Raw genomic sequence first — 21,926 nt, 5'->3', positions numbered from 1 at the left:
ATGCGACTCAACCTAGATCCCGAAGACGTGTGAGGCAATGACCCCTGTCGGACTTTGTGCGGTCCTGGGCGCATGACGACATACGGCACCCCCGCGTGCGCTCACGCGGGGGTGCCGTGGGGTTCTCCAGAGGCGCTCAGGTGGCCGGGTGCCGGGCTGCCCGGGTGCCGAGGTGCCGCCGGGGTCAGTCGGCGGCCGGCAGCGAGGGCAGTCCACCGCCGAGGAGACCGGTGACGGCCCCGACCACGGAGCCCAGGAGGCCGGTGACCGCGCCCAGCACACCGCCGACGTCCAGCGAGGTCAGCGACTCCAGCAGGTCGTCGATCGTGGACTGGAGCGAGTCCAGGAGGTCGGAGACCGGGTCGGCCGCCGGCACGGACCGGTCCGTGCCGTTGCGGTGCCCCAGCTTCTCCCGGAGCTCGGTGTTGGCCGCTGCCACCGCCTTCGCGTGGGCGGCCGCCTCGCTCGCGTCGAGGTGCCTGCCGTTCAGGGAGACGAGGTCGGTGACGGCGTCCAGGAGGGGGCGCAGGGGCTGGAGCAGGCCGCCGTGCCCGGGCCCCTCCAGCGCGTCGAGGTGGTCCAGTGCGTCGAGACGGTCCGTCAGGGTGTCCGCGTCGTCGGTGCCGTGCGCGGTGGCCTGCTGGGCCACAGCGTGGTCCGAGGCGCCGCGGCCTGCGTCGACGGCGGCGGCCGCGGTGCCGACCGGGCCGAGGATCAGCGCGGCGCAGACCAGGGACGGCAGAAGAAGGCCGCGGGGGACGAGGGGGCGCATGCGGGGGTCCTTTCGAAGTGCTTGGTAGGGCCACCGTGAGAAGCCGCGAGGTGCCCCGCAACCGCTTGCGGCGCTCGCTCCCCGCCCTCCACCGCCTCGGGGCAGCCCTGAACAGGCCCTTTCCCCTCGCACTCCCCCGTTTGCCGCGTTCGAGGGGCGTTCGGCCGTCAGGGTAGGGGCCCTCCGGCGTCAGGCGACCTGCCCCGCGAACGCGTGGTACGCCTTCTCGTCGAACAGGACGAACCGGACCTCCTCGACCGCGGTCTCCGCCTCCCGCACGGTCCGCACCGCGATCCGGGCGGCGTCGTCGATCGGCCAGCCGTAGATGCCGGCGGAGACGGCCGGGAAGGCGACGGTCCGGGCGCCCAGTTCGTCGGCCACGCGCAGGGACTCGCGGTAGCAGGAGGCCAGCAGCTCCGAGTGGTCCTCCTCGCGGCTCCAGCGCGGGCCGACGGTGTGGATCACCCAGTGCGCGTCCAGGTCGCCCGCCGTGGTGGCCACCGCCCTGCCGGTCGGCAGGCCCTTGCCGTAGTGCGAGGCGCGCAGCCGGCGGCAGTCCGCGAGGATCGCGGGGCCGCCGCGGCGGTGGATGGCGCCGTCGACTCCTCCGCCGCCGAGGAGGGAGGAGTTCGCGGCGTTGACGATCGCGTCGGCGCTCTCCCGGGTGATGTCGCCCTGGACGAGCCTGATGGTGGTCATGACCACCACTCTTGCAGCCCGCTCGGCCGGGGGCAGCCCGGTTCCGGCCCCCTCAGGTCTGCTGTCGCAGCCTGCGCCACACGGCTTTCGCGGCGTTGTGTCCCGACATGCCGTGCACACCGGGCCCCGGCGGGGTCGCCGACGAGCAGATGAAGACGGCCGGGTGCGGGGTGCCGTACGGCGACAGGGACAGCTTGGGCCGCAGCATGGCCTGGAGTCCGCTGAACGCGCCGGACGCGATGTCGCCGCCGACGTAGTTGGCGTTGCGGGCGGCCAGCTCGGGCGGGCCCGCGGTGGCACGGGCGAGGACGCGGTCGCGGAACCCCGGTGCGAAGCGCTCCAGTTGGCGCTCCATGGCGTCGGTGAGGTCGCCGGTCCAGCCGCTGGGGACATGGCCGTAGACCCAGAAGACGTGCTTTCCGGCGGGGGCCCGGCCGGGATCGACCACACTGGGCTGCACGGTGATCATGAAGGGCCGGTCGGGTGCGCGGTCCTCCCGGGACGCGGCGCGCAGCGCGGTGCCGATCTCCGCGGTGTCGGCGCCGATCTGCACGGTGCCGGCGGCGCGCGCCTCCTTCGCGGTCCACGGCACGGGGCCGTCGAGGGCGTAGTCGACCTTGAAGACGCCCGGGCCGTAGCGGTAGCCCTGGTAGTAGGTGCCGAAGCCGGCGATGCGGGCCAGGGCGGTGGGCGAGGTGTCGAAGACGTACGCGCGGGCGGGCGGCAGGTCGTCGAGCCGCTTGACCTCGTAGTCGGTGTGGATGCTGCCGCCGAGGTCCCCGAGATAGGCGGCGAGCGCGTCGGAGAGGGACTGGGAGCCGCCGCGGGCGACGGGCCAGCCGCGCGCGTGGGCCGCGAGGGCGAAGACCAGACCGATGGCTCCGGTGGCCACGCCGCTGAGGGGAGCCATGACATGCGCGACGAGTCCGGCGAACAGGGTCTTCGCGCGCTCGTCGCGGAAGCGGCGCATCAGCCAGGTCGACGGGGGCAGGCCGATCAGACCGAAGCGGGCCAGGGTGAGCGGGTCGCGGGGCAGCGCGGTCGCGGGCAGGGACATGAAGTCGCGGGCCAGGGTGTCCCAGTGCGGCAGGAACGGCTCGACGAGCCGTCGGTAGGTGCCCGCGTCGCGCGGCCCGAACGAGGCGGCCGTCTCGGCGACCGACCGCGACAGGACGGCGGCGGTGCCGTCGGTGAAGGGGTGCGCCATGGGCAGTTCGGCGTGCAGCCACTCCAGGCCGTAGCGCTCCAGGGGCAGGGCGCGGAACGCCGGGGAGTTGATGCCGAGGGGGTGGGCGGCGGAGCACGGGTCGTGCAGGAAGCCGGGGAGGGTGAGCTCCTCGGTGCGGGCGCCCCCGCCCACCGTGCCGCGCGCCTCGAAGACGGCCACGGAGAAGCCGCGGCGGGCCAGCTCCACGGCAGCCGTCAGTCCGTTCGGCCCCGCACCCACCACGACCGCATCGAGCATCGACGGCACCTTCGGACCCCTTCGTCAGCCGATGGCCAGAGGATCAGGATAGGCCGGGGGACCGACAGTCTCGGGGCGTGGGGGCGAGTCGGCCCGCGGACGGCTCCGGCGGCCGCCGTTCCCTGGGGCCTGGTTGCCCCCGTTCCCTCAGCCCCGGCTGCCCTGGCGGCCCCCGTCCGTCGGCCTCGGTTGCCCTGGAGGCCCCCGGCCCGGGGCCCCCGGCCCGCGGCCTCCGGTGCTCAGCCGTCGCGTCGGGCCTCGCCCGCCAGCAGCCCCCGCACCCTCCGGGCCGTCGCCGCGTCGCGGGCGGCGGTGAAGGGGAGGGTGTTGCCGCCCTGGATGCTGAACGGCTCGCCGGTGAGGGTCAGATGGGCCCCGCCCGCCTCCTCGACCAGCAGCAGCCCTGCCGCGTGGTCCCAGGCCGCCTCCCAGTTGAACGCCACCGCGTCCGACTCGCCCCGGGCGACGGCCAGATACTCCAGGCCCGCCGAGCCGCACGGGCGCGGTGCGACACCGTCCGTCCACAGCCCCAGCAGGCTGCGCTTCTGCTCCTCAGTCGTGTAGTCCGGGTGCGAGGTGGCCACTTGGAGGTCGCGTCCCGGGTCAGGGACGCCCGAGTGCAGCCGCTCGCCGTCGAGGAAGGCGCCCCGGCCGCGTATCGCCGTGGCCAGTTGCTCCCGGGCCGGCGCGTAGGTCCAGGAGGCGAGCAGGACACCTCGCCTGGCGAGCGCGACCAGCATGCAGAAGCCGGAGTCGCCGTGCACGAACTGCCGGGTACCGTCGACGGGGTCGACTATCCAGACGGGGTTGTCGCCCTTCAGCGCCTCGTACGACGCCGGATTGGCGTGGACGGCCTCCTCGCCGACCACGACGGAGCCGGGCAGGAGGGTGCCGAGCACCTCGGTGAGGTACTGCTCGGCCAGCCGGTCGGCGTCCGTGACCAGGTCGTGCGGGCCGGCCTTCTGGTCGACCTCGTGCGCGGCGAGCCGCCGGAAGCGCGGCATGACCTCGGCCGCGGCGGCCTTGCGCACCGCCTCTTCCACGTCGCCCGTGTGCCGGTCGAGAAACTCGTCGATGGTTTCCGTGTCTTCGATCATGACTCCATGAGAGCACGCGGCACTGACAATCCCCACCCGTCCGGTGGAGGGCGGGTGGAATCACCGTGAACACCGGGATCCGGGGTGATGGGCGCGCTCATCACCCTGAATGACACATACCGGCAACTTCGCCGCACAAGCCGCATGCAGGTCACCGCACCGGTCCCCGGACCTGTCATCGGCCCACCGCGTACCCCTGCATGCCCCGCGCGTTGGCCCCGGCCGACAGCACCCCCGTCTCCGGGTCCCGCGCCACCGCGCACAGCCGTCCCTCCGACCACGGCTCCCCCACCGTCACGTCGTGTCCCCGCCGCCGCAGCTCCTCGACCACGCCGGGATCCGTCCGGGCCTCCACCGTGAGGCTCCCCGGCCGCATCCCCCGCGGATAGAACGACCCCGGGAAGCTGTCGTTGTGCCAGTTCGGGGCGTCGATCGCGCCCTGGAGGTCGAGGCCGCCGCGGACCGGGGAGCGCAGGGCGACGGCGAGGAAGAAGTGGAGCTGCCACTGGTCCTGCTGGTCCCCGCCGGGCGTGCCGAAGGCCAGGACGGGTTCTCCGGCCCGCAGGGCGATCGAGGGCGTGAGGGTGGTGCGGGGGCGGCGGCCCGGCGTGAGGGAGTTCGGCAGGCCCTCCTCCAGCCAGGTCATCTGGAGCCGGGTACCGAGCGGGAAGCCCAGTTCGGGTACGACCGGATTGGACTGGAGCCAGCCGCCGCTGGGCGTGGCGGCGACCATGTTGCCCCACCGGTCGACGACGTCCAGGTGGCAGGTGTCGCCCCGGGTCGTGCCGTCGGGGCCGACCTCGGGCTCGCCCGGCACGGGGGACGTGGGGTTCTTCGCGACCGTCGGCTCGCCGACCCCTATCGGGCTGAAACCGGGCTCGTCGGTGACGACCACGCGCGCGTGCGCGCTCAGCCGCGGGGCGCGTCCGCCGGGGCTGCCCGGTCGCAGCTCGTACGAGGCCTTGTCGCCGACGAGTGCACGCCGCTCCGCGTTGTACCGGGCCGACAGCAGCTCGTCGAGCGGCACCTCGGCCGCGTCCCCGTACCAGGCCTCCCGGTCGGCCATGGCCAGCTTGCAGCCCTCGACCAGGAGATGGACGTACTCGGCGGACCCGTACCGCGGCAGTTCGGGCGGCAGCAGCGCGAGTTGCTGGAGCAGGACCGGGCCCTGGCTCCAGGGGCCGGCCTTGCACAGGGTCCAGCCGTTCCAGTCGTACGTCGCCGGCGTCTCGTAGGTCGCGGACCAGCGGGCGAGATCGGCGGCCGTGAGCGTGCCGGTGTGCCGCGAGCCGCTGGTGTCCATGGTGGGCCGCCCGGCCTGCCGTACGAGCGCCTCGGCGATGAATCCGGTACGCCACACCTCGCGCGCCGCGTCGATCTGCGCGACCCGGTCGCCGGCGCCCGCCACCTCCGCGACGAGCCGCTTCCAGGTGGCGGCGAGGGCGGGGTTGCGGAACAGCGCACCCGGCCGGGGGGCGCGTCCGCCCGGCAGATAGACCTCCGCCGACGAGGTCCACTCCGTCTCGAACAGCTCCCGTACGCTCTCGACGGTCGCGCCGACGTTCTCCACGGGCGCGTGCCCGTCCTCGGCGTACCCGACGGCGTACTTGAGGACGTCGGCGAGGGACTTGGTGCCGTGGTCGCGCAGCAGCAGCATCCAGGCGTCGAAGGCGCCGGGGACGGCGGCGGCGAGGGGGCCGGTGCCGGGGACGAGGTCCAGGCCGAGTCCCCTGTAGTGGGCGACGGTCGCCCCGGCCGGTGCGACGCCCTGTCCGCACAGCACCCGCACCTCACCTCCGGCGGGCGCGAGCAGGATCGGCACCTCGCCCGCGGGTCCGTTGAGGTGCGGCTCGACGACGTGCAGCACGAAGGCGCCGGCCACCGCCGCGTCATAGGCGTTGCCGCCGTCCTCCAGGACCGCCATCGCCGACTGCGAGGCCAGCCAGTGGGTGGAGGACACCATGCCGAAGGTGCCCTGAAGCGTGGGGCGGGTGGTGAACATGGGGCCTCTCACCTCGCTGTTTCCGCGCATCGGCCGAACCGGTCGGCGCTTGCGGTCGATTCCGGGAAAGGTCCGGACAGTCCGGACCCGAGCGCTCCTGCGTTCGCTCCCGCAGCAGGCTATCGATCGCCCCGCGCGGCTTGAGCCCCGCCTGTGTCAACGGTGCGTGGGTCAGCGGTGCTCGGGGTTGTCCGCCCCCGGTCGGCAGCCGGCGTCCCACTCCGTGCGCTGGTTGCCGTGGGCGGGAATGCCTCCGGCGCGTTTGAGCAGGGCCGCCAGGTGCATCAGGTTCCACGTCATGAAGCTGGTGTTGCGGTTGGTGAAGTCGTTCTCCGGGCCTCCCGAACCGGGGTCCAGGTACGACGGTCCGGGCCCGGCAGCGCCGATCCAGCCCGCGTCCGCCTGCGGCGGGATGGTGTAGCCGAGGTGTTGCAGGCTGTAGAGGACGTTCATGGCGCAGTGCTTGATGCCGTCCTCGTTGCCGGTGATCAGACACCCGCCGACGCGCCCGTAATAGGCGTACTGGCCGCGGTCGTTGAGGAGACTGGAGCAGCTGTAGAGACGCTCGATGACCTGCTTGGTGACCGAGCTGTTGTCACCCAGCCAGATCGGTCCGGCCAGTACCAGGATGTCCGCGGCCATCACCCGCTCGTACAGCGCGGGCCAGGCGTCCGTGGCGAACCCGTGTTCGGTCATGTCCGGATAGACGCCGGGAGCGATGTCGTGGTCGACGGCACGGATCTCGTCGGTGGTCGCTCCACACGCGTCCATGATCGCCCGGCTCTTGTCGATGAGCCCCTGCGTGTGGCTGAGCTGGGGGGACGGTTTGAGTGTGCAGTTGATGAAGAGCGCACGCAGGTCGTCGAAGCGGTAGTTGTCCTGGGTCGGGGAGGGTGATGCCGTCATGGCGGACTCCGGGAGGAGAGCGGACAGGGGCGGGGAGAGGGGCGCCTCGGCGCCGTCCCGGCGGCAGCGTCTCGCGGAACGCGCACGTTGTCCCGTTGCGACGCACCGGCGCACTGGCGCTCGAGGTCGTTTTTCCGGAACCCGGCAATGTCCGGCACGTCAGAGTGCGTGCCGGCGACCTGTCAATGCCGCGTAAGCAACGTGTAAGGTTCCCAGCGGTGAGCCGGGAAGCCTGGTCGGCGTGTGAGGACAACTCTCTTCGCTGATCGGGGGTTCGGGTCATGGTGCTCGTCGTGGTCTTCGGGGTGGCGCTGCTGATCGCCGTTCTGCTGTCGGGGCTGGCCGCCCGGACCGTGTTGTCGACGTCGTTCCTCTTCCTGGTCGGCGGTGCCCTGGTCAGCGACGGTTTCCTCGGGCTGATCCACATCACGCCGGACAGCGGGATCGTCTCCGTGACGGCCGACCTGGCGCTGTTCGCGGTGCTCTTCACCGACGGCATGCACGTCTCCTTCCCCAAGCTGCGCGCCAACTGGCGCAGCCCGGCCCGCGCCCTCGGACTCGGCATGCCGCTCGCCTTCGCCGGTACGGCGCTCATCACCCACTGCCTGGTGGGCCTGGACTGGACGACCTCGTTCCTGGTCGGCGCCGTGCTGGCGCCCACCGACCCGGTGTTCGCCTCGGCGATCGTCGGCCGCAAGGAGGTCCCGGCGAAGCTGCGGCAGCTGCTGAACGTGGAGAGCGGCATCAACGACGGACTGGCTCTGCCGGTCGTGCTCGTCCTGATCGCCGCGGCCGGCCCCACCTCCGGGCACGCCGAGGCGTCACTGGGGAGGATCGCGCTCGAACTGGTGCTGGGGCTGGTCTTCGGTGTCGTCCTGCCGTTCGTGGTGATCGAGCTCGTGCGGTTCCGGCTGCTGGGCGCCGAGCCCAAGCTGCAGCCGTTGCTGCCGCTGGCGATCGGCGTGATCCTCTACGCGACGTGCCACCTTACGCACGCCAACCCCTACCTGGCCGCGTTCTCCGCGGGCGCGGTGCTCACCGCGCGCTCACCAGAGGCGAGGAAGGCGTTCGAACCGCTCGGCGAGGCGCTGGCGGAGCTGGCGAAGTTCGCGGCGCTGCTGGTCTTCGGCGCGCTGCTGACGCCGCAACTGTTCGGGGACCTGGCCTTCGGCGGCTACGTCGTGGTCGTCCTGGCGATCGTGCTGATCCGCCCGGCTTCCCTGCTGCTCTCGCTGGTCGGCACTCGATTCGACCGGAGGGAGAAGCTGGTCGCGGCCTGGTTCGGGCCGAAGGGCTTCGCGTCGGTCGTGTACGGGCTGCTGGTGTTGCAGGCCGGCATCCCGCAGGGCGAGGAGGCGTTCACGCTCATCGCCGTGTGCATCGCCTTCTCGATCATCGCGCACAGCTCCACCGATGTTCCCATTGCCCGCCTCTTCGACGTCGAGGACCTCGCCGGTGTACCCGGCGGCGACGAAGGGTCCCGTGTCGCCGAGGAGGCCGGCCATGCGGGCGTGTGACAACACCGTGACCGGACCCGGCCGGCGGGCGCCGTGAGGAGTGCCCGTCTGACGGAACGACCCATCGGAGGACTGTGAACGACTGGCAGAGCTGGGCGGCGGTCGTCGTCTTCGTCGTGACCTACGGCCTGATCATCAGCGAGAAGATCCACCGCGTGGGCGCGGCCCTGGGCGGCGCCGCGCTGATGCTCGCGATCGGCGCGACCGACGACAAGTCCGCCTTCTTCTCCGAGCACAGCGGCGTCGACTGGAACGTCATCTTCCTGCTCATGGGCATGATGATGATCGTCGGGGTGCTCAAGAAGACCGGCATGTTCGAGTACCTGGCCATCTGGGCGGTGAAACGGGCACGGGCCAGACCGTTCCGTGTGATGGTCATGCTCATCGTGATCACGGCGGTGACATCGGCGCTGCTCGACAACGTCACCACGGTCCTGCTCATCGCCCCGGTCACCCTGCTGGTCTGCGAGCGTCTCGCGCTGCCCGCCGCTCCCTTCCTGATCGCCGAGGTGTTCGCGTCCAACATCGGCGGCATCGCGACCCTGGTCGGCGACCCGCCCAACATCATCATCGCCAGCCGCGCGGGGCTGACCTTCAACGACTTCCTGGTCCACCTCGCGCCGCTCTCCGCGATCCTGGTCGTGGTGCTCGTCGCTCTGTGCCGCTTCCTGTTCCGCGCGTCCTTCGTCTACGACGAGGCGCGCGCCGAGGAGGTCATGGCGCTGGAGGAACGCGAGGCCATCAAGAACCCCCGGCTGCTCGTCCAGGGGCTCGTGGTGCTCGCTCTGGTCGTCGTCGGCTTCGTGCTCCACCCGGTGCTGCACTACGAGCCCAGCGTCGTCGCGCTGCTGGGCGCGGGCCTGCTGATCGCGGTGTCGTCGGTGGAGACCGGCGAGGTCCTCGGCGAGGTCGAGTGGCCCACCCTCGCGTTCTTCGCCGGGCTGTTCGTCATGATCGGCGGTCTGATCGAGACCGGCGTCATCGGCGAGGTCTCCAAGTCCCTGGCCGAAGCGATCGGGGACGACGAACTCGGCGGCTCGATGCTGCTGCTGAGCGCGTCGGCCGTGCTGTCCGGCATCGTGGACAACATCCCCTACGTCGCGACGATGGCCCCGATCACCAGCGACCTCGTGCGGTCGATGGGGGGTGCCGGCGACCACGTCATGTGGTGGGCCTTGGCCATCGGCGCGGACCTCGGCGGCAACGCCACCGCGATCGGCGCGAGTGCCAACGTGGTCGTGCTGGGCATCGCCGAACGCAACCGGCAGCCCATCTCCTTCTGGCAGTTCACCAAGTACGGCCTGGTCGTCACCTTCGTCACCGTGGCACTGTCCGCGGGGTACGTCTGGCTGCGGTACTTCGCTTCCGCCTGATCCCCTTCGGGCTGATCCCCCTCGGGTTGGGCGCCCCGTCAACGAGCGGTACCACCGGCGGACGGTGCGGTCCCAGGGGGTGGGAGTGGCACCCGGCAACGGCGGGTGGCCGGGGTGAGGTGACTCGGGTGCGGGTTTCGCGTCGATGGCCTGGCCCGCGCCCCGAAACCGTACGACGCTGAACACAGCAACTTTTCCAGTGGGAAGGGAACCCGCCGTGCGCGCTCGTGACCTGGCGGTCGCATACGAAACGGTCAGCGTCGACAGCGACGCCGTCGACGCGGCCCGGCTGATGGCCGAGCACAAGCTGCCGGGGCTGCTGGTACTGGACGAACAGGGCGAACCGAAGGCGATCCTGCCCGCCTCCCAGATGATCAAGGTGCTGGTGCCCGCCTACGTCATCGAGGACCCCGCCCTCGCGGCCGTCGTCGACGAGAAGCACGCCGACCGGCTGTGCCAGGCGCTGGCCGGCCGCCGGGTCGGGGACTGTCTGTCGAGCAAGGCGGCCCCGCCGCCGATCGCCGACCCGGACGACACCGCGCTGGAGGTGGCCGCGCTGATGGCGCAGGTACGCAGCCCGCTGGTGGCGGTCGCCGAGAAGGTCAGGGCCGAGCCCGGCGGCCGGGAGCACGGCAGCATCCGCCTGCTGGGCGTGATCACGGCCTCCCACCTCCTGCACGAGCTGCTGGGGGCTGCCGGAACGCTGCGTTCCACGTGACCGTGACGGCACCGGGCGGGCGCGCACTGCCCCGCTCGCCCTGGGACGGTGCCGTGGGGAGCGTGCCGGTCGTGCGCCCCGCTGCCGTACCCGCGGCACTTCAGTGCTCTCCGTGGCCCGTGCCGGGGCGGGCCGCGTGCCGGGGGGCGGTTGCGCGGTCGATCGCCGTCTCGACGGCGGCGATCCGGTCGGCGAGCAGACCGAGCGTGGCCACCGCTCGGGTGAGGGGATCGTCGTCGGGACCGCCCACGGCTCGGGTGCGGACGTATGCCGCCTTCAACTCGGCCCAGCGTGCTGCCTGTTCACCCGTGAGCCGGCCGCGCAGCTCGGCCAGTTTCAGCAGGTTGGACTCGGCGCCGGTGGCGAGGGTCTGGGCCTCAGCGGTGTAGTGGTCGCCGACCAGAGCGGACAGCTCGGTGTCGTTCATGACCTGCCGGATGCGCTGGGCGATCTTGTTCATGTTGCGGTAGGAGCCCTGGAGCCGGAAGGGCGGCTCGGTGCGGGTCGCGTCGGTCCGGGCGGCGGAGGCGATGTAGGCGGCGTTGACCGCGAGCACTGTTTCGCGGGCTGTCAGCAGGTGCCGCAGTACGGCCAGGATCCGCTCCAGCTCGACGGATGTGTACGGGTGGGCCGGGCGCTCCGCACGGGCCGTCGGGTCGCCCTCGGCCAGGCGGATGAGCAGACCGAGGTCCGCCCGGTCGCGGCCGGCGAGCGGGGCGAGGGTCGGGTTGGCGGTGAGCGCGTTCTCGACGAAGCTGAGCGCGAAGGCGTCCTCCTTGCCGGTCAGGACATCGCCGAGGTTCCATACGTCGGCGCGGTTGGCGAGCATGTCGGGAATGCGGAAGCGGGTGCCGGACTCGGTGTAGGGGTTGCCCGCCATGCAGACGGCGAAGCGCTTGCCGCGCAGGTCGTGGGTGCGCGGCTCGCCGTCCCGTACGCCCTCGATGCGGCGGGTGGCGTCGCACAACGGGATGAACTTCTGCAGCAGCTCGGGCGAGGTGTGCTGGATGTCGTCCAGGTACAGCAGTGTGTTGTTGCCCGCCTCCAGGGCGAAGTTGATCTTCTCGACCTCTCGGCGGGCCGTCGCGTTCGGGGCCTCGGCAGGATCGAGGGAGGTGACGGCGTGGCCGAGGGCGGGACCGTCGATCTTCACGAGCAGCAGACCGAGCCGGTCGGCGACATACTCGATCAGCGTCGTCTTGCCGTACCCCGGCGGGGAGATGAGCAGAAGCAGGCCGCCGCCGTCGGTGCGCCTGGACGTGCCCGTGGTGCCGAGCTGCTTGGCGAGGCTGTCGCCGATCAGCGGCAGGTACACCTCGTCGATCAGCTTGCTGCGCACGAACCCGGACATCGCCGCCGGCCGGTACTCCTCCAGGCGGAGGCGGTCGCGTTCGGCGGTCGTCAACGCCGCACGGTGCCGTTGGTAGGCGCGGTGGGCCGGCACCTCCTGGGCGCGGAACTGCCGTGTCCGGGCCAGGAGTTCGTCGACACGGACGGTGAGGCCGCCTGCCTCGATGCGCGGGTGGGCACCCAGCAGGCCCTCGACGCGCCGGGTCAGTGGCGCGTCGCACTCGTAGCGGGGCAGGTCAGGGCAGAGCTCGGCGGCGACCGCCTCGGCCAGGTCGCCAGGGGTCGTCCCGGTGCCGGTCGCGGTGGTGTACGACGACAGCCATGTCTCCACCAGCTGTCTGCGTGCGGGCAGTTCGGGGAGGACGGCGAGGTCGTCGTCGTAGGGCGATGTGCCCACCGTGCGGCGGAACTTGTCGAGCAGTGTGCGGGTGCCGGCGCTGATGACGAAGCCGTCGGGGCCGCTCGTCAGCTCCTCGACGAGATAGGCGGCCGCCGCGGATGTGCCGATGACCGCCGCCAGTTCGGCCCGCAGGTCGTCGAGGGCGGGCGCGAACCCGAAGGTGTCCCGGGCGCGCGCCAGAGACACGGCCCGCCGGGTCCAGCCGTCGCGCTCCTCGGCCGTCGTGCCGTGCGCCCAGAAGAGTTGGGCGGCGGCTCGTGCGGCGGGCTCGTGACGGAGCAGACCGGCGTCCTCGTGCAGGTGCAGCAGCGCGGCGAGGATCGAGGCCGCGTCGTGGTCGTGGACACCGCGCTGGTAGCCCTCGTCGTACGCCGCCTGTGCCGCCTCCCGGACGACGGCGGGCAGATCGGCCTGCGCGAGCACGTCCGGCCCGTGTTCGTCCAGCAGCCGGGCGGCGAGGTGCTCGGCGCGGTAGACCTCGGGCGACTCGGACGGCAGGGGGCGGTCCCAGTAAGGCCGGGTGGCGGCGAACCGGGGGTCCGTGACGGGCGAGCGGTAGTCGGTGCCGGTGAGCGCGAAGGCGAGGGTGTCGCCGTCCGGGACGAGGGCGAGGTCGAGGGGCTGGGTGGTGACGGCGAAGCGGTGGCTGCCCAGGAGGAGGGTGCGGCCGTCGTCGGCGTAGAGGTCGGTGCGGTCGCGCAGGGCGCGCAACGCCTCCTGGCGGGCGGCCTGCAGCCGGCCGTCCAGTTCCTCGGCCCTGACCCCGTCACCGAGTTCGCGCAGTTCGTCGGTGAGGCGGCGGACCTTGGCGGCCATCGGGTCGGAGGTGAAGTACGTCGCGATCGCGTCCGCGTCGGCGAGCGTGCCGGCTCGGCGGACGACGGTGCGCAGGACACGCCCCGCCGAGTCGGCCAGGCGCTCGGCGCGGCGGGCGCGGGCGTCGGCGAGGGTCTGCTTGCGGGCGGAGAACGCCTCGTGGACCTCGTCGCGTCGGTCCGCCAGCCGGCCTAGGAAGTCGTCGAACTCGGCGAACCGGGACTCCAGGTTCTCCATCTGCACCAGCAGGAGGGCGAGTTGCTCGTCGCACGCCTCGGGTCTGTCGGCGGCGGCGAGCGCACCGGTCACGGCCTGGCCGAGCAGCGCGAACTCGGCGGCGAACTCGTCCCGCCCCTCTCGGTCGCGAAGCGTGCGGCGGCGTCCGTCGAGGGTGGCGCGGGCGCGGTTGACGCCGCCGAGGATCTCCGCGATCCGCTCCAGGACGGACGTACGGACGGTGGTGTCACCGATGTCGAGGCCGGCGACGACCTCGGTCACGGTGCGCAGACCGTCGGCGAGGTCGTCGAGCCGGGCTGCGACGGGCGCGGCCTCGGCGGCGGTGGTGATCGCTTCGGCGTCGGCGGCGAGTTGCCCGACCTTGCTCCGGTGGTCGGCGAAGGCGTCCTCGCGGGCGAGGTGGGCGACGGCCCGCTGCCCGAAGGCGGCCAGGTCCGCGCCGGCGTCGGCGGCGAGCTCGTCGATGCGGTCGGTGTCGGCGTACGGCTGGTCCTTGAGGGTGAGCACATGCCCTTGTGCGCGACGGAGTTCCGTCAGACCCCGCACCCAGGCGGCCGCGCCGCGCGGGGCCTCGCCGCGCAGGCGCCGGACCACCGCCGCCACCCGTGCGGCGGCTTCGGCCAGCGCGTCGGCGGCCTGACGGGTGAGGGTCTGGACGGTCTCGAACTCGGACAGCACCTGCTCGGCCGTGGCGCGCACCTGGGTGAGCGGCTCGTGCAGGTCACCGAGTGCGGGCTCGCTCAGCCAGTGGTGGGCGTCGGTGGCCCGGACGCAGGCGGCGGCCAGAGCCTCGTACACCTCGCTGGTGGGGGTGGTCACGGCGACCGCGCGCGTGATGGAGAGGCAGTCGGAGATGCCGCGGACGAGGTCGGCGTTGCCGACCCGGGCGAGCGGGCCGGCCGTCGGTCTGGTGGCGGCGTGGGTGTCCGAGACGTACGGGGAGTTCCACGACTGGACGGGGTGCAGCCGCTGCGGTTCGTCGTCGTCGGCGCGCAGGATCATCAGCGTGCCGTCGTCGAAGAGGGCCCAGCCCTGGCAGGACAGCGGGGTGGCGACCTCCTTGCGGATCGTGTTGTAGGGCAGCAGCAGGCTGCGGCCGTCCACGCGTGCGTGGAAGGCGTAGAGGACGTCCTCGCCGTTGGGTGAGCGGACCACCCGTTCGCATTCCAGTCCCTCGGTGTCGAGCCCGTCGAACGTCCGGTGCTCGCCCGTGGCCAGGCAGTATCCGCCGGGGAAGACGATGCCCTGGTCCTCGGGAAGCCGCCGGCACGCCTGCCCCGGACCGTCGAGGCGGACGACGCTCTTCGTGAGCGTGTTGAACACCAGGCAGCGGTGCACGTCCTCCTTGTAGGGCAGCACGTCCATCAGGACGAGGGCCCCCACGCGCGCGTACCTGATGTCCGCGTCGGCAAGGGACTGAAGCGGCTCGGCGACCGGCTCGGCATGGATGCCCTCGCCCGTCTCGGTGTTGTTGTCGATCTTGACGGTCAGGGTGCCGCCGACGGTGTCGACGAAGACCTCGCCCTCGATGGAGACATGGGGGTGGCGGCCGAGGACGTGGTGTTCCCGGGTGGTCCGCGTCCACGGGAAGTCGTGGGACGGCGGGAGGACGTGGTCGCGTTCGCCGCGGGCGTCGAGGAAGCCGGCCCGTCCGTCGTCGGTGAGCGCCCAGCGCAGCACGCGGATGTCGTCGGCCTTCTCGCCGGTCCGGAAGACGGCCAGCAGCTTGCCTTCGAGGCGGCGCAGTCGCAGCAGGCGGGCCTGGCGGTAGTAGCGGTGGAGGGCGGCGAACTCACGCTGGAAGGCCGGGTCGTCGAGCAGGCCGGGCACGGCGTCGTCGGGCAGCCGGTGCAGGTCACGGTCGTACAGCGCGAGGACGTCGCCGACGGCCGACCCGGGCTCGGTAGCCAGGGGGATGGTGTGGCCGAACAGCAGTGTGTCGCCGATGGCGACGATGTCGCGGGGCACGCAGGAGTGCTCGGTGCGCAGCCGCTCGGTGCCGGCCAGCTGGAGCCGTGTCGACCCGAACTCCTCCATGCGGCGCTCGTTGAGCGCCTCGACGCGGCGGGCGAGCTCGGCGGCCTGCGCGGAGAGCCGGTCGCGCAGCACGTCGTACGTGCCGGTGTCCAGACCGGTGGTCATGGGATCCCTTTCCGAACGTCGGATCGAACGCGGTCCGGAGCTGCCGTCCCCTGTGCGGCAGCTCCGGACCGCGGGCCGGTCAGCCCCTGGCGCTGCCGTTCAGGGCGGTCAGCGAGGTGTCGGCGAGGCCCAGCTCGCCTGCCCTGTCCAGGAGTTGCCGGAACTGCCCGGCGTTCGCGCCGCCGTTGTTCATGAGTTTCATCAACAGGGCGGAGACGGTCAGGTTCTGCACGTCGGCCGTGGAGACGGACCCGAGGACGCGGCTGAGGTCGTCGGTGAAGTCCGACGTACCGTCCAGCCAGGGCCTCGCGAGCGCCTGGGCGGTTTCGGAGTGCTGGACGAAACCGTCGACGCTCTTGCCCAGCGCGATCGAGGACATCAGCCGGTCGAAGAAGACCGAGTCCCCGCCGACGATGTCGATGTCGGCGTTCTCCAGCCCGGTGGCCAGCACCGTTGCCTGCGCCTCGGCCACCTGGCGCTGGACGTCCAGCCCCGCGAGGCGGATGTCCTTCTCGGCCTCCAGGCGCAGCCGGTACTCCTCGTGGCCACGGGACGCGTCGTCGAGGGCGGCCATCGCGGCGGCCTTCTCGGTAAGACCGGCTGCCTCGGCCTTGAGCTTCTCGCTGATGCCCTCCGCCTCCGCGAGCACCTTCGCCCGGGCGCCTTCGGCCTCGGCCCGCATCCGCGCCTGAGTGGCCTCGGCCTCCGCACGGCCGGTCTTCTCGATGACCTCGGCTTCCCTGTCCCGCACCTGCACGGACGCGAGGCCCTCGGCGGCGGTCTCGGCCTGGATGCCCTCGGCCAGACGCAGCTTGGCCCGTGCGTCGAGGTCGGCGCTCTTCAACCGGGCCTCGGCGAGGGTGAGTTCCTCGGCGGCGCGGTGGACGGCGGCCTGCTCGGCGGCCTCGGCGGCCTTGATGTCCTTGACCAGCTTTTCCTGCGCCGCGGCCTCGGCGGCGATGACCACCGTCCGCCGGCCGCGCTCGGCCTCCTCGACGGCGCGCAGTTTCTTGATGGACTCCTCCTGCTCGGCGACCGTACGGTCCACCGCGACCCGTTCCCTGATGACCTCGGCGATCTCCCGCTTCTCCGCCTCGACCTCCTTGGAGGCGGCGATCCGGGTCAGCTCGGTCTCCCGCTCCCGGGCGATGACTTCGAGCATCCGGTCCTTCTCGATGCGCTCGTTCTCGATGGCGATGACCCGTTCGCGGTTCTTCGCGGCCACGGCGACCTCGCGGGCCTGGTTCTCGCGCTGGATGCCGAGCTGTTCCTCGGTCCTCAGGAACGCGCCCTGGGACCGCAGCCGCTCTTCCTCCACCACCCGCGCGGTCTCCGCCTCCTCCCGTGCCCGTACGGTGCCGATCTCCCGCCGCTGCTTGATCTCGGCGTCGGCCTGGCGGCGCTCCAGCTCCAGGATGGCCTCACGGGCGTCGACGTTCTGCCGGGTGATCTCCTTCTCCTCGGTGCGCTGGGCCTCGTTGGTGCGCACGTGCTCGACGGCCGTCAGCTCCGTGATCTTCCGGATGCCCTGCGCGTCCAGGACGTTGGCCGGGTCGAGCTGGGTGAGCGGCGTCTGCTCCAGGTAGTCGATCGCCGCGTCCTCGAGGTGGTAGCCGTTGAGGTCGACGCCGATGACCTCGATGATCCGGTACCTGAGCTCCTCACGCTTGGTGTACAGGTCGGTGAAGTCCAGCTGCTTGCCGACGGTCTTCAGTGCCTCGGAGAACTTCGCGTGGAACAGTTCCTGCAGCGTGTCCCGGTCGCTGGCCCGAGCGGTGCCGACGGCCTGGGCGACCTTGACCACGTCCTCGGCCGTCTTGTTGACCTTCACGAAGAACGAGATCCGGATGTCCGCGCGGATGTTGTCCCGGCAGATCAGACCGTCCTTGCCGGCCCGGGTGATCTCGATGGTCTTCACCGAGATGTCCATCACCTCGGCCTTGTGCAGCACCGGCAGCACGACCTGTCCGGTGAAGGTCACGTCGACCTTCCGCAGCTTGGACACGATCAGCGCCTTGCCCTGCTCCACCTTGCGGAACAGCTGGGAGACGACGAGTACGGCAACGAGGCAGACGGCGACGAGCGCGCCGATGCCCACGAACATGGCAACCATGGCAACGTCCTTGGGGCGTAAGGGAAGTGAGCGTGAGGAAGGCCGGTGACGGGCCCCGGCGGCGCCGGGACTCAGGCGGCGCGGTCCCGCGGCCGGCGCACGGCGACAGGGGGCACGCCCCGGTGGAGATCGCGGCTCCCGGCGCCTCGTGGCTCCGGGCCACCGCTCCCGCGAGCCGCACTCGGTACGGGCGGCGCGGGTTCGTCCGGGAAGAGTCGGTGCAACAGCCGCACGAGCAGACGGGTCGTGGCCCAGGCGACCAGCAGTGCCCCCACGGGTACGACCATGCCGAGCAGCCCGGTGAACGGCTCGGGGGGCGCCGTCACGGCGATCACGACCGCCGCGCCGACACTCAAGGACCAGGCGAGCACCGTCAGCACGGAGAGGGCGACCGCCACGGGCACCCCGCCCATGCGCCACGCCCGCAGGTCCACGTCCGTGTCGAAACTGTCGGGGCCGGCGACGCCCACGGCGACCAGGAGCCAGAAGCAGACGACCACGACGAGGGCGGCGGTCAACAGGATCGTGGGCAGGCCCGTAGCCGCTGCCAACATGGTCCGCATCCCCCGGTCCCCCTCTTCGCACGCGGTGCACGGAACTCGCGTTCCGCCGGGCACGTTCCGTCCGGATTCCGGTGCCGGGCCCCTGCCGGGGCCCGGCACCGGAATCATCCGCCGTGCTCCCCGCGAACCATGCTGCACCGGCGGGTGCCGGGCGCGCATTGCCGGTTCCCGGCAGTGTTCATTAGGGTCTGCATGCCGGTGACCGCCAAGAAACCGTTACCGGCACGTCAAGAATCCGGGGGACGACGTGACGGACCGGGAGATTCCGGAGCAGTATCTCGACGGCTACGACCGCATCCTCGCCGAGGTGTCCGCCACCGGCCGGCGCCTGACCCGGGACGAGATCGTCTCCCGCCGCACGCTGGGGGAACAGGCCGCGGAAGCAGGCCACGGACTGCGCGCCCTGATCAGCGCACACCTGACCGCCGCCCGCACGGCCTGGCCCGGCACCCCCGGCTCCGCCGACGAGGCGCTCGCCGCCGTGCAGCAGGTCGTCGACGCCTTCGCCGAGGGGTACGAACGCGCCCAGCTGCTCGCCGTACGCCAGGAAGAGGCCGCCCGCCGGGAGTTCATCGACGACCTCCTCTACGGCCGCAGTGACCTCGGCCGCCTCGCCGAGCGTGCCGAACGCTTCGGCCTGCGCCTCTCCCACGCCCACGCCGTCGCCGTCGGGCAGGGCAGCGCCGCCTACGACGAGGGCGACCCGGTGGCCCGGCAGGTGGAGCGCGCGCTCATCTCCCGCTTCGGCGATCGCAATGTACTGCTCACCACCAAGGACGGCCGTCTGCTGTGCATCGCCCCCGGCCACCAGAACGAGGTCCTCACCTATTTCGCCAAGCAGGCGCACGCCGCCACCGACGGCGGCAGGGTCGCCATCGGCCGCCCCCAGCCCGGACCCGGGGGTGTCGTCCAGTCCTACGAGGAGGCGCTCAACGCGCTCGAACTGGCCGAACGCCTCGACCTCGACGAGCCCGTGCTGCGCGCCGCCGACCTGCTCGTCTACCCCGTCCTGACCCGCGACCGCCAAGCCATGGCGGACCTCGTCGTCGACACACTGGGACCGCTCACCACGGCCCGCGGTGGCGCACAGCCGCTCCTCGACACCCTCACCGCGTACTTCGACTCCGGCTGCGTCGCCGCCGAGGCCGCGCGGCGCCTCACCCTCAGCGTGCGGGCCCTGACCTACCGTCTGGAACGCATTCACAAACTCACCGGCGCCGACCCTGCCGACCCCGCCCACCGCTACATGCTCCAGACGGCGGTGATCGGCGCCCGGCTGCTCGGCTGGCCCCACGAAGCCATCTGACGCGGTTCCCGGCCGACGGGGCTTCGGCCCCTTCCGATCGGAGGCCCCCCCAGGCGGGCCGGGGATCTCCTCGCGCATCGGCAGCCGCAACGGGGGTCCTGCGCAGGGGCGTGCGGCCGTCAGGCGCTCCGTGCCGTCACCAGCCCCGACTCATAGGCGAACACGACCAGTTGGGCCCGGTCCCGCGCGCCCAGCTTCGTCATCGCGCGGCTGATGTGCGTCTTGGCGGTGAGCGGGCTGATCACCATGTGCTCGGCGATCTCCTCGTTGCTCAGACCCCGGGCGGCCAGGGCGGTGACCTCGCGTTCGCGGCGGGTGAGGCACTCCAGACCGGGGGCGGTGGAGCGGTCCGGGGGGCGTGCGACGAACTCGCCGATCAGGGTGCGGGTGACCGCGGGCGACAGCAGTGCCTCGCCCCGGGCCACCACCTCGATGGCCTGGAGGAGGTCGGCCGGCTCGGTGTCCTTCAGCAGGAAGCCGCTCGCGCCCGCCCGCAGCGCCTCGAAGACGTACTCGTCGAGGCCGTAGTTGGTGAGGATCACCACGCGGACCCCCGCGAGCTCCGGGTCCGCGGCGATCCGCCGGGTCGCCTCGATGCCCGTCATCACCGGCATCTGCACGTCGATCAGCGCGATGTCGGGCACCTGTTCCCGCACCAGCTCCACACCGCACTCCCCGTCCGCCGCCTCCCCGACCACCTCGACACCGTCCTCGGCCTCGAGCAGGGCCCGGAACCCGGCCCGCATCAACGCCTGGTCGTCGACGAGCGCCACCCTGATCACACCCACACCTCCACACACCCGACAGGACCGCTCTCCGCCCCACACACCGACTCCCCGAGACCGGCACGCGGCCTCTGGACAGCCGTCACGCTCGAACACCTGGCCCACCGCACCCCGGGACGCTGCCCCGTGGGCAGACGCACGCCAGGGCGACGCTCGCACCTCGGTCGCCGTCGCCGTCCCCGGACCCGCACCGTGCCCGGCCGACCGAAGCCGCCCCGGACCGACACCCCCAAAGCCGACGCGGGCCCTACCGGGAAAGCCCCCCGCCCGGCTGCCCACCCCGCCGGGACCTCGGTTGGCGCACGGGCCGCCACTCCCGCACACGCCGTGCGAACGCGCCGGTCCCTCACCTCCGAAATCCCCCGCACACCTGCGATCTCGTCCCCGCCTCAGTGGCCGGTCCCGCTCCCACCACAAGCACGTGGCCGCCCCGCGGACCTGCCGCCCCCACCGGGGACACCGTCCCGCCCTCGCGGCCGCTCTCCCGAACACCCACCCGTGATCCACGACCCCCACTCAGACCGACTCCCCCACCCCCAGGGGCAGTTCCGCCCGTACCGTAAAGCCGCCCTCCTCCCGGGGACCGGTGTGCAGGGTGCCGCCCAGGGCCGTGACGCGTTCGCGCATGCCGGTGAGGCCGTGGCCGGGGCGGGGCGGGCGGTCCGGGCGGGCGGCTCCGTCGTCGTCCACCCGTATCGCCAAGTCGTCCTTGCCGTAGGCCAGTTCGACCCGGACCTTGGCCGGACCCGCGTGGCGGGCCGCGTTCGTCAGGGACTCCTGGACGATCCGGTACACGGCCCGGTCGAGAGGAGCCGGCAGGGCGCACTCCTCGCCCGTCACCTTCAGCTCGACGGCGAGCCCGGCGGCCCGCGCCCGCTCCACGAGCAACGCCGGAGTGCCCGTCGGCTCGTCGGTGCGCAGGACCTCCAGCGTGGCGCGCAGCTCGCGCATGGCCTCGCCACCCGCCTCCTGGATGGCGAGCAGGGCGGGCGGCACCTCCTCGCCCCGCTTGCGCGCGAGGTGGACCGCCACCCCCGCCTGGAGCTTGACGATGGAGATGCTGTGGGTGAGGGAGTCGTGCAACTCCCTTGCTATGCGCAGGCGTTCCTCACCGGCCCGGCGCAGCGCGGCCTCCTCCCGGGTCCGCTCGGCCTCCAGGGCCCGCTGTTCGGTCTGGCGCAGATAGGCCTGCCAGTTGCGGCCCGCGAGCCCCGTCACCACCGCGCACACGAACCAGCCGGCGAGCAGCCCGGTCCTCTCCACCGCCTCCTGGGCCGTCGGACCCGTCGCCGCGTAGGCCGCCAGGAAGATCCCGCTCGCGCCCGCCGCCCAGCCCCGGTGCCCCAGTTGCGACGCCAGGTGCACGGCCGCGAACACGGTCAGCGCCCCGAGGGGGCCCGGCTGGGCGTGCAGGACGTACGCGGCCCCGCTCACCGTGGCCACGGCCAGCACCACCAGCGGGACCGCGCGAAAGAAGGCGAGAGCGGCCGCACCCACCACGAGGAGCCCCTGGTCCAGGGCGGTGGTGTCCGCGTCCTGAGCCGCCACGACCACGGCAAGGGCGCCGACCACGACCGCGAGGGCCAGGTCGGCGAGCCGCTGGGAGATGGCCGTACCGGCCGAGTGCCCGCTCATGACCACACGCTAGACCGCCGCACCGACACC

Annotated in this window: 15 protein-coding genes; 4 read left to right on the top strand and 11 right to left on the bottom strand. The window is 72.4% G+C overall.

The window, feature by feature from the left end; translation table 11 throughout:
* Positions 1 to 184: 184 nt before the first annotated feature.
* The 6 genes from M2163_RS37505 to M2163_RS37480 form a co-directional block, all read right to left on the bottom strand.
* Entirely contained in the window at positions 185 to 772 is a 588-nt protein-coding gene (locus M2163_RS37505; RefSeq protein WP_280848462.1) for a hypothetical protein, read from the bottom strand.
* A gap of 189 nt (positions 773 to 961) precedes the next feature.
* Positions 962 to 1,471, bottom strand: coding sequence for an O-acetyl-ADP-ribose deacetylase (locus tag M2163_RS37500; RefSeq protein ID WP_280896214.1), 510 nt, complete (start codon positions 1,469 to 1,471; stop codon positions 962 to 964).
* Between the two features lie 52 nt (positions 1,472 to 1,523).
* Entirely contained in the window at positions 1,524 to 2,936 is a 1,413-nt protein-coding gene (locus tag M2163_RS37495; RefSeq protein ID WP_280896213.1) for an NAD(P)/FAD-dependent oxidoreductase, read from the bottom strand.
* A gap of 239 nt (positions 2,937 to 3,175) precedes the next feature.
* Positions 3,176 to 4,033 carry an inositol monophosphatase family protein gene (locus tag M2163_RS37490; RefSeq protein WP_280896212.1) on the bottom strand — a complete coding sequence of 286 codons (858 nt, stop codon included), beginning with the start codon at positions 4,031 to 4,033 and terminating at the stop codon, positions 3,176 to 3,178.
* Positions 4,034 to 4,208: 175 nt separating this feature from the next.
* Entirely contained in the window at positions 4,209 to 6,035 is a 1,827-nt protein-coding gene (locus M2163_RS37485; protein ID WP_280896211.1) for a gamma-glutamyltransferase, read from the bottom strand.
* A 171-nt stretch (positions 6,036 to 6,206) separates the two neighbouring features.
* Entirely contained in the window at positions 6,207 to 6,941 is a 735-nt protein-coding gene (locus M2163_RS37480; RefSeq protein WP_280896210.1) for a flavodoxin family protein, read from the bottom strand.
* 281 nt (positions 6,942 to 7,222) lie between these two features.
* Here M2163_RS37480 and M2163_RS37475 point away from each other — a divergent pair, with 281 nt between their 5' ends.
* From M2163_RS37475 to M2163_RS37465, 3 genes are all read left to right on the top strand, one after another.
* Positions 7,223 to 8,458: a cation:proton antiporter gene (locus tag M2163_RS37475; RefSeq protein WP_280896209.1), complete on the top strand. Its 1,236-nt coding sequence runs from the start codon at positions 7,223 to 7,225 to the stop codon at positions 8,456 to 8,458.
* A gap of 74 nt (positions 8,459 to 8,532) precedes the next feature.
* Positions 8,533 to 9,831, top strand: coding sequence for an ArsB/NhaD family transporter (locus M2163_RS37470; protein ID WP_280896208.1), 1,299 nt, complete (start codon positions 8,533 to 8,535; stop codon positions 9,829 to 9,831).
* 217 nt (positions 9,832 to 10,048) lie between these two features.
* Positions 10,049 to 10,549, top strand: coding sequence for a CBS domain-containing protein (locus tag M2163_RS37465; protein WP_280848470.1), 501 nt, complete (start codon positions 10,049 to 10,051; stop codon positions 10,547 to 10,549).
* A gap of 100 nt (positions 10,550 to 10,649) precedes the next feature.
* On the opposite strand, the gene M2163_RS37460 is transcribed toward M2163_RS37465, so the two are convergent.
* From M2163_RS37460 to M2163_RS37450, 3 genes are all read right to left on the bottom strand, one after another.
* Complete coding sequence (locus M2163_RS37460; RefSeq protein ID WP_280896207.1) at positions 10,650 to 15,494, bottom strand: DNA repair ATPase; 4,845 nt, start codon at positions 15,492 to 15,494, stop codon at positions 10,650 to 10,652.
* Between the two features lie 79 nt (positions 15,495 to 15,573).
* The gene (locus tag M2163_RS37455) at positions 15,574 to 17,607 is read right to left on the bottom strand and encodes a flotillin family protein (RefSeq protein ID WP_280848472.1); all 2,034 of its coding nucleotides are present in this window, start codon (positions 17,605 to 17,607) and stop codon (positions 15,574 to 15,576) included.
* 71 nt (positions 17,608 to 17,678) lie between these two features.
* On the bottom strand, positions 17,679 to 18,161 hold the full coding sequence (locus M2163_RS37450) for a hypothetical protein (protein ID WP_280896206.1): 483 nt from the start codon (positions 18,159 to 18,161) through the stop codon (positions 17,679 to 17,681).
* A 256-nt stretch (positions 18,162 to 18,417) separates the two neighbouring features.
* On the opposite strand from M2163_RS37450, the gene M2163_RS37445 reads away from it, so the two are divergent.
* The gene (locus M2163_RS37445) at positions 18,418 to 19,476 is read left to right on the top strand and encodes a helix-turn-helix domain-containing protein (RefSeq protein ID WP_280848474.1); all 1,059 of its coding nucleotides are present in this window, start codon (positions 18,418 to 18,420) and stop codon (positions 19,474 to 19,476) included.
* Positions 19,477 to 19,595: 119 nt separating this feature from the next.
* Here the strand turns inward: M2163_RS37445 and M2163_RS37440 are convergent, their stop codons facing one another.
* Entirely contained in the window at positions 19,596 to 20,258 is a 663-nt protein-coding gene (locus M2163_RS37440) for a response regulator transcription factor (RefSeq protein ID WP_280896205.1), read from the bottom strand.
* A 519-nt stretch (positions 20,259 to 20,777) separates the two neighbouring features.
* Positions 20,778 to 21,896: a sensor histidine kinase gene (locus M2163_RS37435; RefSeq protein ID WP_280896204.1), complete on the bottom strand. Its 1,119-nt coding sequence runs from the start codon at positions 21,894 to 21,896 to the stop codon at positions 20,778 to 20,780.
* Positions 21,897 to 21,926 lie beyond the last annotated feature (30 nt).

Origin of the sequence: Streptomyces sp. SAI-135, from assembly GCF_029893805.1 — a bacterium.
In the GTDB taxonomy this organism is placed as follows: Bacteria; Actinomycetota; Actinomycetes; order Streptomycetales; family Streptomycetaceae; genus Streptomyces.
This window is presented reverse-complemented; position numbering and strand designations above follow the sequence as displayed.

What these genes read in the sequence shown, in the direction of transcription:
- M2163_RS37505 (WP_280848462.1), bottom strand. Translation starts at nt 772, where the DNA reads ATGCGCCCCCTCGTCCCCCGCGGCCTTCTTCTGCCGTCCCTGGTCTGC.
- M2163_RS37500 (WP_280896214.1), bottom strand. Translation starts at nt 1,471, where the DNA reads ATGACCACCATCAGGCTCGTCCAGGGCGACATCACCCGGGAGAGCGCC.
- M2163_RS37495 (WP_280896213.1), bottom strand. Translation starts at nt 2,936, where the DNA reads ATGCTCGATGCGGTCGTGGTGGGTGCGGGGCCGAACGGACTGACGGCT.
- M2163_RS37490 (WP_280896212.1), bottom strand. Translation starts at nt 4,033, where the DNA reads ATGATCGAAGACACGGAAACCATCGACGAGTTTCTCGACCGGCACACG.
- M2163_RS37485 (WP_280896211.1), bottom strand. Translation starts at nt 6,035, where the DNA reads ATGTTCACCACCCGCCCCACGCTTCAGGGCACCTTCGGCATGGTGTCC.
- M2163_RS37480 (WP_280896210.1), bottom strand. Translation starts at nt 6,941, where the DNA reads ATGACGGCATCACCCTCCCCGACCCAGGACAACTACCGCTTCGACGAC.
- M2163_RS37475 (WP_280896209.1), top strand. Translation starts at nt 7,223, where the DNA reads ATGGTGCTCGTCGTGGTCTTCGGGGTGGCGCTGCTGATCGCCGTTCTG.
- M2163_RS37460 (WP_280896207.1), bottom strand. Translation starts at nt 15,494, where the DNA reads ATGACCACCGGTCTGGACACCGGCACGTACGACGTGCTGCGCGACCGG.
- M2163_RS37455 (WP_280848472.1), bottom strand. Translation starts at nt 17,607, where the DNA reads ATGGTTGCCATGTTCGTGGGCATCGGCGCGCTCGTCGCCGTCTGCCTC.
- M2163_RS37450 (WP_280896206.1), bottom strand. Translation starts at nt 18,161, where the DNA reads ATGTTGGCAGCGGCTACGGGCCTGCCCACGATCCTGTTGACCGCCGCC.
- M2163_RS37435 (WP_280896204.1), bottom strand. Translation starts at nt 21,896, where the DNA reads ATGAGCGGGCACTCGGCCGGTACGGCCATCTCCCAGCGGCTCGCCGAC.